Source organism: Streptomyces sp. CB01881 (assembly GCF_002953255.1).
Lineage (GTDB): Bacteria > Actinomycetota > Actinomycetes > Streptomycetales > Streptomycetaceae > Kitasatospora.
This window is the reverse complement of the sequence record NZ_CP026498.1, coordinates 1,420,596-1,435,552: the sequence shown is the minus strand read 5'-3', so window position 1 is coordinate 1,435,552 and position 14,957 is coordinate 1,420,596. Positions and strand designations below refer to the sequence as shown.

Below are 14,957 nucleotides of genomic sequence, written 5' to 3'. Positions count from 1 at the left end.
ACCGGGGTGGTGCTGTGGCGGGGCGGGCCGTGGTCAACGTGCACGAGCGGGTTCTGGCGGCGGGGGAGGAGGAGGTCGGCGCGCTGGTGGACAGCCTGGCCGCCGGTCCGGCGGACCGGCTCTGGCCGGTCTCCGGCTGGCCGGCGATGGTGCTGCGGCCCGGGCTGGAGGTGGGTGCGGCGGGCGGGCACGGACCGGTGCGGTACACGGTGGCGGCGTACGTCCCCGGGCGGTGGGTGCGGTTCGCCTTCACCGGGCCGCGCGGCTTCGACGGCTTCCACGAGTGCACCGTCCACCGGGCGGACGGCGGGCGGACGGTGCTGCGGCACACCCTGGCGATGCACGCGCGCGGCCCGGCGTTGCTGAGCTGGCCGCTGCTCTTCCGGCCGTTGCACGACGCGCTGATCGAGGACGCGATGGACCGGGCCGAACGCGCCTGCACGGGCGCGGTGGCCCGGCCGGTGCGCTGGAGCCCGCTGGTCAGGCTGCTGCGGCGGGCGCTGCGGGCCGGGGCGCGCCAGGGGGTGAGCGGGGTGGGCGGGCGTCGTGGGGAGGGGGTGCGGCCGCCGTGTGCGGGCCGCGAGAGGATGGCGGTCCGGCCCACCCGATCCGGCGGCGTTCCGGCTGACCTCGGCTGTTAGGCTTGCGAAGCGTGAGCGCGAAGCCCCAGATCCCCAATGTCCTGGCCTCCCGGTACGCCTCGGCGACCCTGGCCCAGCTGTGGTCCCCCGAGCACAAGGTGGTCCTTGAGCGCCACCTGTGGCTTGCCGTCCTGAAGGCCCAGCAGGACCTCGGCGTCGAGGTGCCCGCAGGCGCCGTCGCCGACTACGAGCGGGTGATCGACCAGGTCGACCTCGGCTCGATCGCCGCCCGTGAGCGGGTCACCCGCCACGACGTGAAGGCTCGGATCGAGGAGTTCAGCGAGCTCGCCGGCCACGAGCAGATCCACAAGGGCATGACCTCCCGGGACCTGACCGAGAACGTCGAGCAGCTGCAGATCCGCCAGTCGCTGGAGCACGTCCGCGACCGGACGGTCGCCGTGCTGGTGCGCCTGGGCCGGCTGTCCGCCCAGCACGCCGAGCTGGTCATGGCCGGCCGCTCGCACAACGTCGCCGCGCAGGCCACCACGCTGGGCAAGCGCTTCGCGACCGTCGCCGACGAGCTGCTGGTCGCCTTCCGCCGCCTGGAGGAGCTGATCGCCCGCTACCCGCTGCGCGGGATCAAGGGCCCGGTCGGCACCGCCCAGGACATGCTGGACCTGCTCGGCGGCGACACCGACAAGCTCGCCGAGCTGGAGCGCCGGGTCGCCGGCCACCTCGGCTTCGACAACGTGCTGACCTCCGTCGGCCAGGTCTACCCGCGCTCGCTGGACTTCGAGGTGCTCACCGCCCTCGTGCAGCTCTCCGCCGCGCCGTCCAGCCTGGCCAAGACGATCCGCCTGATGGCCGGCCACGAGCTGGTCACCGAGGGGTTCAAGGAGGGCCAGGTCGGCTCCTCCGCGATGCCGCACAAGATGAACACCCGCTCCTGCGAGCGCGTCAACGGCCTGGCCGTCATCCTGCGCGGGTACGCGTCGATGACCGCCGAGCTGGGCGGCGACCAGTGGAACGAGGGCGACGTCTCCTGCTCGGTGGTCCGCCGGGTCGCGCTGCCGGACGCGTTCTTCGCCTTCGACGGCCTGCTGGAGACCTTCCTGACCGTCCTCGACGAGTTCGGCGCCTTCCCCGCCGTGATCGAGGCCGAGCTCGACCGCTACCTGCCGTTCCTGGCCACCACCAAGGTGCTGATGGGTGCGGTGCGCGCGGGCGTCGGCCGGGAGACCGGGCACGAGGTCATCAAGGAGCACGCCGTCGCCTCGGCGCTCGCCATGCGGGCCGGTGCCCGGGAGAACGAGCTGCTGGACCGGCTGGCCGCGGACGAGCGCATCCCGCTGGACCGGGTCGCCCTGGACGCGCTGCTCGCCGACAGGCTCTCCTTCACCGGCGCGGCCGGTGCGCAGGTGGCCGAGGTGGTCCGCCGGATCGAGGCCGTCGCCGCCGCCTACCCCGAGGCCGCCAAGTACGCGCCTGGTGACATCCTCTGACGTTCCGTCAGGCCTTCGAGGGCCCCGTCGCCGATCCGGTGGCGGGGCCCTCGCCGTGTTCGGGGGCCGTCCCGGTACCGGGGTGGCCGGGGTCGAGCGGCGGGGCGTTGGTGCCGCAGGAGTAGCGGCAGTCCGGCTCGGCCACCTGGTGGTCCTCGGGCGCGAGGACGTTGCCGCGGACGGTGGCGGCCGCGATGAGCCCGCCCGTGGCCAGCAGCCCGGCGCAGATCAGCATCGCGGTGCGGAAGGCCGCGTCCACCGAGGCCGGCACCCGGTAGGCGTCGCCGCTGAGCCCGGCCAGTGCCGGCAGCGCCGCGACCGCGAGCAGGCCGGCCGCGCGGGCGGCGGCGTTGTTGACACCGCTGGCGATGCCCGCGTGCCGGACCTCCACCGCCGCCAGCACGGTCGCCGTCAGCGGTGCGACCAGCAGCACCATCCCGCAGCCCATCACGGTGACGGCCGGCAGGACGTCCGTCCAGTACGAGGCGTCCGCGCCGATCCGCAGCATCAGCAGCACGCCGGCCGCGCAGAGCAGCGGGCCCACGGTGAGCGGCACGCGGGGGCCGATCCGCTTGCCGAGCCGGCCCGCCCGGGCGGAGAGCGTCAGCATCAGCAGGGTGATCGGCACCAGGGCGAGCCCGGAGACCAGCGGGGAGAAGCCGGAGACGATCTGCAACTGCACGACCAGCAGGAAGAACACCCCGCTGAAGGCGGCGTAGACGCAGAGGGTGACCAGGTTCACCGAGGTGAACAGCCGGGAGGAGAAGAGGCCGAGCGGCAGCATCGGCTCCCGGGTGCGGCGTTCGACCACGACGAAGGCCGCGCCCAGCAACAGCCCGGCCACGCCGGTCACCCAGACCCCGGCGGAGAGCCCGTCGCCCGCCGCCGTCAGCGCATAGGTGACGGAGCCGAGGGCCAGTGCCGCCAGCACCGCGCCGAGCACGTCGAACCGTCCGGTCGCGCTCTCGTCCCGGGTCTCCGGCACGTGGCGGGAGGCCACCAGGACGACCAGGGCGGCCAGGGGGACGTTCAGCAGGAAGATCCACCGCCAGCCCGGGCCGTCCACCAGCCAGCCGCCGAGGAAGGGGCCGACCGCGGCCGACACCCCGCCGAGGCCGGACCAGAGGCCGACCGCCGCCGAGCGGTCGTCCGGGTGGTAGACGGCCTGGAGCATCGCCAGTGACCCGGGGGTGAGCAGGGCCCCGCCGATTCCCTGAACGGCGCGGGAGGCGACCAGCACCTCGATGGTGGGCGCGGCGGCGCAGGCCGCCGAGGCGGCGGCGAACCAGACCACGCCGAGCAGGAAGACCCGGCGCCGGCCGTACCGGTCGCCGAGCGCGCCGCCGAGCAGGATCAGCCCGGCCAGGGTGAGCAGGTAGGCGTTGAGCGTCCACTGCAGGGCGGCGAGCGGGGCGCCGAGATCGGCACCGATCCGGGGCAGGGCGACGTTCACGACCGTGCCGTCGAGCATCGCCATGCTGGAGCCGAGCACCGTCGCCAGTAGTACCCAGCGGCCCTGCGCGGTGCCCAGGCGCAGGGTGCCGGCCTCGGAGGTGGCCACGGCCCGATCGTCCGCCCCGGGAGCTGACGTGACAAGGGTCACCGGGGGTGTGTCGGCGAATGGCTTTCCGTAGGTGATCGCATGCGGACGGACACCGAAATCGGCGGAGCGTCGTGGATCAGTGGCGCGCGGTTAATCGATTGTGCACGTACTGTGCAGCCGATCATTCGGAGCGTCACTGCGCCCCCGGCTTTTGTTGCCGGTTCACGAGATCGACATTGCTTCACCCGGACGGATGGGTTTTAGTTCAGCGACCGCCCGGCGTTGGCCCGGGTGGCCACCGGGTGGAACGCCTAGTCCTGCCGCTGCCCGGTGGTACGAACTGAACTCTGTACGGCAGGAGCGGGGGACCCAAAGGTAAGTCGCCGGACCGGAATTCACGGTCCGGCTTGGGGTGAAGCCGCGCATGCGGCCGGGCAACTCCAGCCCGAACCCGACAGCTCACCTCGCAGGCGTCGGAGAGGAAAACCCCCATGGCCGTACAGGCTCGTCGTATCGCCCTGCCCCGCGCCGCCCGCATCGGTATCGCCACCGCCGTGACCGGCGCCGCGTTCGCCCTTCCGCTGGTGACCACCATCAGCGCCCAGGCCCACACCGCGCCGGCCGCGAAGCCCGCGCAGACTAGCACCTGGACCGGCGCCACCAGCGTCGACGCCGCCCCGGCCGCCGCCGCGCAGCCGGCCGCCGAGGCCCCCGCCCCGGCCGCCGCTCCCGCCGCCGCCCCGGCCGAGGAGAGCTACAAGGTCGCCGGCGGGGACACCCTGTCGAAGATCGCCAACGCCAAGCACGTCGAGGGCGGCTGGCAGGCGCTGTACGACCACAACCGCTCGGTCGTCGGCACCAACCCGAACCTGATCTTCCCGGGCCAGAAGCTCGCGCTGGGTGCCAAGGCCGCCGCCGCCCCGGCCGCCGCCGAGGCCGCCAAGCCGGCCGCCCCCGCGAAGTCCGCCTCGCAGGACTCCGTGAAGCCGGCCGCCCCGGCCGCCGCCCCGAAGCCGGTCCAGGCCGCCAAGCCCGCGCAGGCCCCGGCCGTCAAGCCGGCCCCGGCCGCCGCGAAGCCCGCCGCCCAGACCGCCGCCCCGGCCCCGGCCGCGGTGGCGAGCACCTCCGGCTACGTCTCCCCGGTCGCCAACCCGAAGCTCGGCACCGCCTACGGTGTGGCCGGCTCGATGTGGGCCTCCGGCCACCACACCGGCGCTGACTTCGTCGCCTCCACCGGCACCCCGCTGCGCGCCGTCGCGGCCGGCACCGTGGTGAAGGCCGGCAACGGCGGCGCCTACGGCAACGAGGTCGAGATCAAGCTCGCCGACGGCAAGTACGCCCAGTACGCGCACCTGTCCTCGATCGGCGTGAAGATCGGTCAGACCGTCACCGTCGGCCAGCAGATCGGCCTCTCCGGTGCGACCGGCAACGTGACCGGCCCGCACCTGCACTTCGAGATCCGCACCGGCTCGGAGTACGGCTCGGACATCGACCCGATCGCCTACCTGCGGGCGCACGGCGTCTCCATCTGACCTTCGGGCAGAGACCACCGCAGGGTACGGGGCGAATGATCTCCGGGATGGTCATGTCGGGTGACCGCTCGACCGGGTGATCTCCGTACCAACGGCGGAACAACGGGCGCGGGACACGCCCAGGCCGGCCCGGCTCGCGAACCTCCTTCGCGAGCCGGGCCGACCGCCGTTTTGGGGGGTGTTCGGGGTGGCTCCGGGTCAATTCCGTTCGAAAGCGGCGGGTTCCTAACCGAATGGAGCGTCAACTTCCCACCCGTGTTGCCTGGCCGCCTGTCCGTTGCGGGTGTGTTCGCAGGGCCCCGATGCTGTCGGGCGGTCATCGTCCGACCGGTCCGACGGGCGGCAGGGCGCGTCGGGTGAAGGGGGCCGGACGGCCGTCCGGAGCGGGGACGCGGCGGGCCGGACGGCTTCGCCGCCGGGGCGGTCAACCCGCTGAACGCCTGGTACGGCGTGGGTGGTTCGGGCGCCGCGATGGCCGGGCCCGGGCTGTTCCACATCGCCTCGCCGGTCCGGTCGGTGACCGCGGTCGGGCTGGTCGGCGCAGGCCCACCGTTGCAGACCAATCAGTTCTGATGAACCGTCAGTGTTCGCCGCCCGTCCGTCCGGTCAGAACCGGTGGGCGGGCAGCCCGCTGTGTGCGGCGGTCAGCAGCTGGTGCACGCGGTGCCCGAACTCCTCGGTGTCGCGGGCTGGTTCGGCGAAGACCAGGCGGACGTCGCGATGGCCGTCCGGGTGGTCCAGGCGGAGCACGAGGCCGTACCGGTCGAGCGCGAGCGGGTGGATCTTCGGCCGTCCGGTGAGGAGTTGGGGGTCGAGCAGCCGGGTCAGCATGGTGATTGCATCGCGGTGGTCGTCCGCGAGGTGGGTGAGCAGGTCGGCCTCAAGGCGGGCGAGCGGGTCGGGCGAGGCGAGGGCGAGGTCGGCGCCGGTGAGCGCGCTGGTGCCGTACGGGGTGGCGAGGACTGCGTGGGCGACGTCCAGGCGCAGGTGGACGCTGACGCCGTCGTCGGCGAGGTGGGCGAGGCGGAGCCGGCCGGCCAGGGTGAGACGTCCGCGGACCCGGTCGCGGACGGCGACCGGGGCGATGTCGGTGAGGTCCAGGACGACGGCGAGGCCGTCCGGTTCGCCGGTCGCCGCGAGGGTGAGCGGCGAGTCGAGCGGGGCGCTCAGGCGCAGCCGGGACCCGTGCACCGCGACCGGGGTGTCGAGGTCGTGGTGCTCGCCGCAGGCGCGGATCACCACCGAGGAGGCGGCGTCGAGCAGGCTGCAGACCCGTTCGGCGGCGGTGGGCTCGGAGACCTCGACGTCGGCGGGGACGAGACTCATGGCGACCTCCAGTGAGTTAGGTGAGCCTAACCTAATGAGTTTGCCGAGGGAGGGCAAGGTGGAGGCGGGATTCCGGCGGGAGTCCGTCGTGGCGCGGTGCCGTGCGGCGTGGGATGCGGGAGGGCCCGGACGGTCAGCCGTCCGGGCCCTTCGCGGGTGCGCGGGCGGTCAGCCGATCACGGCCTGCGCGTCGATCTCGACCAGCATCGGCTCCTGCGGCAGCTCGACGAAGACCGTGGTGCGGCAGGGCTTCACACCGCCCGGCTTGATGTTCTCCGCGATGAACTCGGCGTAGACCTCGTTCATCAGCGGGAAGTCGGCCCGCTTGGTGAGGTAGACGCGGAACATCACCACGTCCTCGACGGTGGCGCCGCCGGCCTCGACGATCGCCTTGACGTTCTCCAGCGTTCGCCGGGTCTGCGCCTTCACGTCGCCGTGGTGGAGGTACTCGCCGGTGGCCGGGTCCTGCGGGCCCTGGCCGGAGACCTGGAGGATCGGGCCCTTGCGGACGCCCTGGGAGAACATCCAGGCCGGGGCGGGGGCGCCGTCGGTGCGGATCTCGGTCTTCTGGTGGAGGCCGGGGTGCTCGCTCATGGGTTTCCTTCGCTCGTGCGTCGCCCGTGTCGGGGCGGATGTCAGGTGTGTCAGGTGGGGACGGGTGCCGGGGCGGCCGGTCTTCAGCCGATCGGGGGCGTGTCCGGCACGCCCTACGGCGTCTGCCCGCAGTCGGCGGAGACGGCGCGGGTGGTGGCGAGCAGCTGCGGCAGCAGCTCCAGTACCTGTTCGTAGGGGAGGACGACGTCCGGGACGGAGATCGAGGCGGCCGCGACGACGCGTCCGCCGGCGTCCCGGATCGGCGCGGCCACGCAGTTGATGAACGCCTCGTGCTCGGCGTGGTCCTGCGCCCAGCCCTGGGCGGCGACCTTCTCCAGCTCGGCCAGCAGGGCCTCGGGGGTGGTCAGCGTCCGGGCGGTGTGCGGGGTGAAGTCGATGCCGGCCACCACGCGGCGCCGCTCGGGCACCGGCAGGTCGGCCAGCAGCACCTTGGAGACCGCCGCGCTGTGCAGCGCCGCGCGCAGGCCGATCCGCGAGTACATGCGCACCGGGTGGCGCGAGTCGTACTTGTCGATGTAGACCACCTCGCCGCCCTCGTACGCGGCCAGGTGCACGGTCTGGCCGGTGGCGGCGTTCAGCTCGGCCAGGTGCGGGGCGGCGATCCGGCGGATGCCGCGCTGTTCCAGGGCGAGGCCGGAGAGGGCGAAGAGGCCGGCGCCCAGGTGGTAGCGGTAGGCCGGGTCCCGGTAGACGAAACGTTCCCCTTCGAGGCTCTGGAGCAGCCGCAGCACCGTGGTCTTGTGCACGCCGAGCACCTCGGCGAGCTGGTCCAGGGAGCGCTCGCCCTCGCCGAGCTCGGCGAGGATGCGCAGGGCGCGGGTGACGGTCTGGCTCATGGTGCTCCAAGGGCCGGGGAGGGGACCGGTCGAGGGTCTGTGGCCGGGCGGGGGTGTGCGGCCGCGCCCGGCGCCGGGCCCGCGATCGTCGGCAGGGCCGCTGCTGTCGTCGGCAGGGAGTCTGTCGCTGACAGGGCTGCTGCTGTCGTCGGCAGGGAGTCTGTCGCCGACTGGCCGCCTCTCGCCGGCAGGGGTGCGATCGCCGGCAGGATCACGGTCGCCGGCAGGGCGGGGGACACGATGCCGTCCGCCGACACGCGGGTCGCCGCCCAGTCCTCGGCGGAGGCCGCCAGCAGGGCGTCGACCGCGGGCGCGGGGGGCAGCTCGGCCTGGTCGCCGTGGGCGGTCAGCGCACAGGCGGCGCTGAGGTGGCCGAGCCGCAGCCGACGGCGCCGGTCCAGGCCGCGCAGGGTGCCCGCCAGGTAGCCGGCCGCGAAGGCGTCGCCCGCGCCGGTCGCCTCGACCACCTCGACGGCCAGGGCCGGCTCGCTGACGGCCGTGCCGTCCCGGTCCAGTGCGGTGACCACCCGGGCGGCGTCCTTGACCACCACGGTCGCCGGGGAGGGGAAGCGGCGGCGCAGCGCCTGCGGGTCGCCGGTGCCGAAGGCGGCCTCCGCCTCGTCGGCCCCGAGCAGCAGCACGTCGGCGGCGTCCAGCAGCGGCGGCAGCACGGCCGGATCGCGGTCGCGCCAGAGGGCGGGGCGCCAGTTGAGGTCGAAGCTGACCAGCCGGCCCGGGCGGCGCTCGGCGAGCAGGGCGCGCAGCAGGGCCAGGCAGTCGTCGGAGAGGGCGGCGGTGATGCCGGACAGGTGCAGCAGCCCGGCGCCGGCCAGCAGCCGGGCGGCGGCCGGGTCCGCCAGCAGGGCGGGGGAGAGTGCGGCGGCGGCCGAGCCGCGGCGGTGGTAGTGCAGCCGGCTGCGCCCGGGTCCGAGGTCGTGCCGGCGGCCCGTGCTGCCGCCGACCTCCTTGAGGTAGAGGCCGGTCGGGCGGTGCGGGTCGACGGCGACCGCGGAGACGTCCACCCCGCGGGCGGCGACGTCGGCGAGCAGGCGGCGGCCGAAGCCGTCGTCGCCGACCCGGCTGATCCACGCGCTCGGCACGCCGAGGGCGGACAGCGCGCCCGCCACGTTGGACTCGGCGCCGCCGACCGAGAGCCGGAAGTTCTCCACCGACTCCAGCGGGCCCGGTCGGTCCGGCAGCAGCACCGCCATCGACTCGCCGACACAGACCGCCGTCGCAGGTGTGGGCTGCGGGGTGCCCGAGCTCGCGGCGGTGTCCTGTCGGGGCATCTGCTGGGCTCCTCGCGTGCTGCGGCCGGCCGTTCCGTTGACCTTGGTCCGGCGCCGATGCTAGAACCGTGATGCCAGCATGTGCAACCCTCATTGCACATGTTGCAACCTGGCAGATGGAGGAAGATCGTGGACCGGACCGTGGACCAGACCAACGCAGGCGCAGCCGCCGGCACCTTCGCGAGCGCCGGCACCGGCCCGGCGATCGACACCGGCAAGGTGGCGGCCCTCGCCGACGAGGTGCTCGACTGGCGGTTCAAGGCGCTGCCGCCCGCCGCCTGGGGCCTCAGCGCCCGCGACTACCTCGCCACCGGGCCCACCCTCGCGGGGCTCGGCACCCCGCTGCTGACCCTGGACGCCGCCGCCCTCGGCCACAACGTCCGGACCATGGCCGACTGGTGCGCCAAGGCCGGCGTCGCACTCGCCCCGCACGGCAAGACGACGATGGCCCCGGCGCTCTGGCAGGCGCAGCTCGACGCCGGCAGCCACGGCATCACGCTGGCCAACCTGCCGCAGGTCCGCGTCGCGCGGGCGTTCGGCGTCCAGCGGATCCTGCTTGCCAACACCCTGCTCGACCCGGCCGGGCTCGGCTGGCTCGCGGCCGAACTGACCGCCGACCCCGCGTTCGCCTTCGTCTCCTGGGTCGACTCCGCCGAGAGCGTCCGGCTGATGGACGAGGCGCTGCGGGTGGCCGGCGCCGAACGTCCGGTCGAGGTGCTGGTCGAACTCGGTGGCCCCGGCGGGCGCACCGGTGCCCGGGGCGTCGACGCGGCGGTCGAGGTCGCCGCCGCGGTGCTGCGCGCGCCCACCCTGCGGCTGGCCGGCATCGGCGGGTACGAGGGCGCGCTGGCCCACGACGCCGGCGCGGACGGGCTGGCCACCGTCCGCGGCTACCTGCGGGACCTCGCCGAGCTGCACCGACGGCTCGCCACCGCCTACTCCGACGCCGCCCCACCGCTGGTCACCGCCGGTGGCAGCGCCTACTTCGACCTGGTGACGGAGGAGCTGAACGCCCTCCCAGACGCCTTCGTGGTACTCCGCTCGGGCGCGTACATCGCCCACGACGACGGCTTCTACCGCAGGATCTCGCCGCTCGTGCGCGGCGCCGGCGACGCGCCGTTCCGCGGCGCGCTGCACGGCTGGGCCCAGGTGGTCTCCCGGCCGGAGCCGCAACTCGCCCTGCTGGACGCCGGAAAGCGCGACCTGCCGTTCGACGAGGGCATGCCCGAGCCGCAACTGATCCGGGGCGGCGCCGATCTGACCGGCACGGCGGCCCGGATCACCGCCCTCAACGACCAGCACGCCTTCCTCCGCGACGCAGGCGACCTCGCCCCGGTCGGCGCCGTGCTGCGGCTCGGCATCTCGCACCCCTGCACCGCCTTCGACAAGTGGATGCTGATCCCGGTGCTGGACGACGCCTCCGCGGCCGAGCCGAAGGTCACCGGCCTGGTCAGGACGTTCTTCTGATGGATGCCGGCCTTGCGGCGGATGCCGGCCCGCTCGTGTTCAAGGGCGCCACCGTCGTCGACGGCACCGGCGCCGACCGGTACCGGGCCGACGTCCGGGTCGACCGCGGGCTGATCACCGGGATCGGCCGAGGCCTCGGCGCCGTACGGGAGGTGGACGCCGACGGGTTGGTGCTGGCCCCCGGGTTCATCGACATGCACGCCCACTCCGACCTCGCCCTGCTGCTCGAACCCGAGCACCCGGCCAAGGTCACCCAGGGCGTCACCTGCGAGGTCCTCGGCCAGGACGGTCTGTCGTACGCGCCGGTCGACGACACCACGCTGCCCGCGCTGCGCCGCCAGATCGCCGGCTGGAACGGGGACCCGGAGGGCTTCGACTGGGACTGGCGTACGGTCGGGGAGTACCTGGACCGTCTCGACCGGACGGGCACCGGGGTCAACGCCTGCTACCTGGTCCCGCACGGCTCGCTGCGGATGCTCGCCGTGGGCTGGGAGAACCGGGCGCCGCGACCGACTCGACCGGATGCGCACACTGTTGGGGGAGGGGCTGCGGCAGGGCGCGGTCGGGATGTCGAGCGGCCTCACCTACACGCCGGGGATGTACGCCGGAACCGCCGAACTGGTCGAGCTCTGCCGGGTGGTCGCGCAGTACGGGGGCTTCCACGCGCCGCACCAACGCTCCTACGGGGCGGGGGCGTTGGAGGGCTACGCCGAAATGGTGGAGATCGCCCGGCAGTCCGGCTGCCCGGTCCACCTGACCCACGCCACCATGAACTTCGGCGTCAACCAGGGGCGGGCCGGCGAACTGCTCGACCTGGTCGACCGGGCACTCGCCGACGGCGTCGACCTCACCCTGGACAGCTACCCGTACCTGCCCGGGTCCACCACCCTGGCCGCCCTGCTGCCCGGCTGGGCCACCGAGGGCGGCCCGCAGGCGACCCTGGCCCGGCTCGGTGAGCCGGACGCGCGCGAGCGGATCCGGTACGAGGTGGAGGAGAAGGGCAGTGACGGCTGTCACGGGGTCGTCACCGACTGGGCGACCATCCAGCTCTCCGGCGTCCGGGATCCCGCGCTGGCGGGGGCCGTCGGGCGGACCGTCGCCGAACTCGCCGCCGAACAGGGGCGGAGCGGGACGGAGGTCTTCCTCGACCTGCTGCGCCGGGACGAACTGGCCACCACCATCCTCCAGCACGTCGGCCACGAGGAGAACGTCCGGGCGATCATGCGCCACCGCGCGCACACCGTGGGCAGCGACGGCCTGCTGGTCGGCGCCCGGCCGCACCCCCGCGCCTGGGGCACCTTCCCCCGGTATCTGGCGCGCTACAGCCGAGAGTTGGGTGTGCTCACGCTGGAGGAGGCGGTCGCCCGGATGACCGGCCGCCCCGCCGCCCGGCTCAGGCTCGACCGGCGTGGCCTGATCGCTCCCGGCCACCACGCCGACCTGGTGCTCTTCAACCCCGGGACGGTCCGCGACACGGCCACCTTCGAACAACCCCGGCAGCCCGCCGCAGGCATCGAACACGTCTACGTCAACGGCACTGCCGTTGTCCGGCAGGGCCGAACCACGGGCGCCCGGCCCGGGCGCGCCCTGCGCCGAACCGATCGAGGGACCCGAGCCGCATGAACCCCACGCCTTCCGTCCTTGCCCGCATGCGCGCCGTGCTGGCCGCCTCGCCCGTCATCGCGGTGGTCCGCGCCCCCCGCATACCGGATGCGGTCGCGCTCTGTGCCGCGCTCGCCGAGGGTGGCATCAACCTGACCGAATTCACCTACACCACGCCGGATGTGACGGACCATCTGCAGCGTGCCGCGCGGGAAGGCTGGCGGGTCGGGGTCGGTACCGTGCTGACCGCGGAGCAGGCCGAGCGGGCGCTCGCCGTCGGCGCCTCCTTCCTGGTCACCCCCGGGCTCCGGCCCGAGGTGGCGGAGCGCGCGCACGCCGCCAGGATGCCCGTGGTGCTCGGCGCGCTCACGCCGACCGAGGTGCTCCAGGCCACCGAACTCGGCGCCGCCGCCGTCAAGATCTTCCCGGCCCGGGCGTTCGGCCCCGGCTACTTCAAGGACCTCCGCGGCCCGTACCCCGACGTCCCGCTGGTCGCCTCCGGTGGCGTCAACGCGGGCAACGCCGGGGAGTTCCTGGCGCAGGGCGCGGCCGCGGTGTGCGCCGGGACGGACGTGGTGGCGCCGGACGTCGTGGCGGCCGGCGACTGGGCCGAGATCACCCGCCGGGCGAAGGCGTTCACCGAGGCGTGCGGGGCGCGGGGGTGACGGTGGCCGGCGGGTCGGGCCCGAGCGGGTACGTGGGCTGTCGGGACGGCCGGGATTGGACGAGAATCGGGGGCCCGGCCCCCGGCCCCCGGCAGGAGGATCCATCCCATGACCTCGACCCGCCCCGGCCCCGACTGGCTCGCCGACGCAGTCCTCTACCAGATCTACCCGCAGACGTTCGCCGACTCCGACGGCGACGGCGTCGGGGACTTCGCGGGCATCGCCGAGCACCTCGACCACCTCGCCTGGCTCGGCGTCGACACGGTCTGGCTCAACCCCTGTTTCGCCTCGCCGTTCCGCGACGCCGGCTACGACATCAGCGACTACCTCGCACCCGCCCCGCGCTACGGCGCCACCGAGGGTTTCGCGGCGCTCGTCGAGGCGGCGGGCCACCGGGGCATCCGGATCCTCCTCGACCTGGTCGCCGGCCACACCTCCGACCGCCACCCGTGGTTCGTGGCCGCCGCCGAGGACCCGTCCGACCACCGCTACATCTGGTCCGACCACCCGGCCGACGGCTTCGTCGCCTCGCCCGGAAGCCGGCCCGGCTGGTACCGGCCGAACTTCTTCGACTGCCAGCCGGCGCTCAACTTCGGCTACGCGCGCACGCGTTCCGACCAGCCCTGGCGCCAGCCGGTCGACGCCGAAGGCCCGCGCGCCAACCGCGCCGCACTGCGCGAGATCATGGCGCACTGGCTCGGCCTCGGCGTGGCCGGCTTCCGCGTCGACATGGCCTCCTCGCTGGTCAAGGACGACCCGGGGTTCACCGAGACGGCCAAGCTCTGGACCGGGCTGCGCGACTGGCTCGACCGCGCCCACCCGCAGGCCGCCCTGTTCGCCGAGTGGGGCGACCCGGCGACCGCCGTCGCGGCCGGCTTCCACGCCGACTTCTTCCTCCAGTTCGGCGGCGCCGACCACGGCCTGCCGCTGCGCTCGCTCTGGAACAACAACGCCGGCACGGTGGAGGAGTACTGGAAGCAGGGTCCCTGCTACTTCGAGGCCGAGGGCCGCGGCACCCCGCAGGTCTTCCTGGACGCCTGGCGCTCCGCCGCCGAACTCACCGAGGGCGCCGGGTACATCGCCCTCCCCACCGCCAACCACGACTTCTCCCGGCTGGCCACCGGCCCGCGCACCGCCGAGCAGCTCGCCCCCGCATTCGCCCTCCTGCTCACCTGGCCCACCCTGCCGGCCGTCTACTACGGCGACGAGATCGGCATGCGGTACGTGCCGGGCCTGCCCGACGTCGAGGGCAGCGTGCTCGGCCCGCAGTACAACCGGGCCGGCTCGCGCACCCCGATGCAGTGGGCGCCCGGGCCGAACGCCGGTTTCTCCAGCGCCCCGGCCCAGCGGCTGTACCTGCCCGTCGACCCCGACCCGCACCGCCCCGACGTCGCCACCCAGCGGGCCGACCCGACCTCACTGCTGCACACCGTCCGCCGGCTCATCGCGCTGCGCCGGGCCCACCCGGGGCTGGGGGCCGAGGGGGCGGTGGACGTCCGGCACGCCGGGTATCCGCTGGTGTACACCCGGGCGGGCCGGTACCTGGTCGCCGTCAACCCGCGGCGGGAGCCGGGCACGGTACCGCTCGGGCCGGCCGCGGCGCTGCTCGGGCCGGGTGCGGCGGGGGCCGGGCCCGGGCCGGTCGTCGCGCGGCCGCTGGAGGTGCACGGGGTGCGGGTGGTGGACGGGGAGCTGCGGGCGGAGGGCTTCTCGTACGGGGTGTTCGAGCTGGGGTGACGCCGTCCTGGGGGTCCCGCCCTGGGGTGAGGCCGTCCTCGGGTGACGGCGTCCTGGGGCCCGTCGTGGGCTGACGATGTCCCGGCGGGCTCCTGTCCCGGGCTGACGGCGTCCCGGTGCCGCCCTGGGCCGACGGCGATGCGGCGGGTGCGGCGGGTGCGGCCTCCCGTGGTTCCCCGTGGTTCCCCGTGGTTCCCCGTGGTTCTCTCCACGTCCGAACTGGTTGTACACTGCATCTAGATAGTTGCATTTACCACCCTTG

11 protein-coding genes, 1 pseudogene and 1 riboswitch are annotated in these 14,957 nt (G+C 74.3%); of the genes and pseudogenes, 7 read left to right on the top strand and 5 right to left on the bottom strand.

Annotation, left to right across the window (positions count from 1 at the left end; translation table 11 throughout):
- Positions 1 to 14: 14 nt before the first annotated feature.
- Positions 15 to 641 (top strand): SRPBCC family protein, encoded by a 627-nt coding sequence (locus C2142_RS06310; protein ID WP_241002411.1) that lies wholly within the window; start codon positions 15 to 17, stop codon positions 639 to 641.
- Positions 642 to 652: 11 nt separating this feature from the next.
- The gene (purB, locus tag C2142_RS06305) at positions 653 to 2,083 is read left to right on the top strand and encodes an adenylosuccinate lyase (protein ID WP_148641471.1); all 1,431 of its coding nucleotides are present in this window, start codon (positions 653 to 655) and stop codon (positions 2,081 to 2,083) included.
- A gap of 7 nt (positions 2,084 to 2,090) precedes the next feature.
- Here purB and C2142_RS06300 read toward each other — a convergent pair whose 3' ends face one another.
- On the bottom strand, positions 2,091 to 3,644 hold the full coding sequence (locus tag C2142_RS06300) for an MFS transporter (protein ID WP_241002410.1): 1,554 nt from the start codon (positions 3,642 to 3,644) through the stop codon (positions 2,091 to 2,093).
- A gap of 310 nt (positions 3,645 to 3,954) precedes the next feature.
- A riboswitch (cyclic di-AMP (ydaO/yuaA leader) is annotated at positions 3,955 to 4,112 on the top strand.
- A gap of 5 nt (positions 4,113 to 4,117) precedes the next feature.
- On the opposite strand from C2142_RS06300, the gene C2142_RS41455 reads away from it, so the two are divergent.
- Complete coding sequence (locus tag C2142_RS41455; protein ID WP_148641470.1) at positions 4,118 to 5,158, top strand: LysM peptidoglycan-binding domain-containing M23 family metallopeptidase; 1,041 nt, start codon at positions 4,118 to 4,120, stop codon at positions 5,156 to 5,158.
- Between the two features lie 606 nt (positions 5,159 to 5,764).
- Here the strand turns inward: C2142_RS41455 and C2142_RS06290 are convergent.
- From C2142_RS06290 to C2142_RS06275, 4 genes are all read right to left on the bottom strand, one after another.
- The gene (locus C2142_RS06290; protein ID WP_148641469.1) at positions 5,765 to 6,484 is read right to left on the bottom strand and encodes a DUF2470 domain-containing protein; all 720 of its coding nucleotides are present in this window, start codon (positions 6,482 to 6,484) and stop codon (positions 5,765 to 5,767) included.
- Between the two features lie 168 nt (positions 6,485 to 6,652).
- Positions 6,653 to 7,078, bottom strand: coding sequence for a RidA family protein (locus C2142_RS06285; protein ID WP_148641468.1), 426 nt, complete (start codon positions 7,076 to 7,078; stop codon positions 6,653 to 6,655).
- Between the two features lie 113 nt (positions 7,079 to 7,191).
- A complete protein-coding gene (locus C2142_RS06280; RefSeq protein WP_148641467.1) occupies positions 7,192 to 7,935 on the bottom strand; it encodes an IclR family transcriptional regulator in 744 nt (247 codons plus the stop codon).
- Positions 7,932 to 9,224, bottom strand: a complete 1,293-nt coding sequence (locus C2142_RS06275) for a sugar kinase (RefSeq protein ID WP_241002409.1) — start codon at positions 9,222 to 9,224, stop codon at positions 7,932 to 7,934. Before C2142_RS06275 ends, C2142_RS06280 begins: the two co-directional genes overlap by 4 nt.
- Before the next feature lie 129 nt (positions 9,225 to 9,353).
- Here C2142_RS06275 and C2142_RS06270 point away from each other — a divergent pair, with 129 nt between their 5' ends.
- From C2142_RS06270 to C2142_RS06255, 4 genes and pseudogenes are all read left to right on the top strand, one after another.
- Positions 9,354 to 10,691, top strand: coding sequence for an alanine racemase (locus C2142_RS06270; protein WP_241002408.1), 1,338 nt, complete (start codon positions 9,354 to 9,356; stop codon positions 10,689 to 10,691).
- Positions 10,691 to 12,314 (top strand): annotated as a pseudogene (locus C2142_RS06265) (D-aminoacylase). Before C2142_RS06270 ends, C2142_RS06265 begins: the two are co-directional and overlap by 1 nt.
- Positions 12,311 to 12,958 (top strand): bifunctional 4-hydroxy-2-oxoglutarate aldolase/2-dehydro-3-deoxy-phosphogluconate aldolase, encoded by a 648-nt coding sequence (locus C2142_RS06260; protein ID WP_148641465.1) that lies wholly within the window; start codon positions 12,311 to 12,313, stop codon positions 12,956 to 12,958. Before C2142_RS06265 ends, C2142_RS06260 begins: the two are co-directional and overlap by 4 nt.
- Before the next feature lie 108 nt (positions 12,959 to 13,066).
- A complete protein-coding gene (locus tag C2142_RS06255) occupies positions 13,067 to 14,695 on the top strand; it encodes an alpha-amylase family glycosyl hydrolase (protein ID WP_148641464.1) in 1,629 nt (542 codons plus the stop codon).
- Positions 14,696 to 14,957: the final 262 nt, after the last annotated feature.

Coding starts and splice junctions, on each gene's coding strand:
- C2142_RS06255 (WP_148641464.1), top strand. CDS start 13,067: ATGACCTCGACCCGCCCCGGCCCCGACTGGCTCGCCGACGCAGTCCTC.
- C2142_RS06260 (WP_148641465.1), top strand. CDS start 12,311: ATGAACCCCACGCCTTCCGTCCTTGCCCGCATGCGCGCCGTGCTGGCC.
- C2142_RS06280 (WP_148641467.1), bottom strand. CDS start 7,935: ATGAGCCAGACCGTCACCCGCGCCCTGCGCATCCTCGCCGAGCTCGGC.
- C2142_RS06285 (WP_148641468.1), bottom strand. CDS start 7,078: ATGAGCGAGCACCCCGGCCTCCACCAGAAGACCGAGATCCGCACCGAC.
- C2142_RS06275 (WP_241002409.1), bottom strand. CDS start 9,224: ATGCCCCGACAGGACACCGCCGCGAGCTCGGGCACCCCGCAGCCCACA.
- C2142_RS41455 (WP_148641470.1), top strand. CDS start 4,118: ATGGCCGTACAGGCTCGTCGTATCGCCCTGCCCCGCGCCGCCCGCATC.
- C2142_RS06290 (WP_148641469.1), bottom strand. CDS start 6,484: ATGAGTCTCGTCCCCGCCGACGTCGAGGTCTCCGAGCCCACCGCCGCC.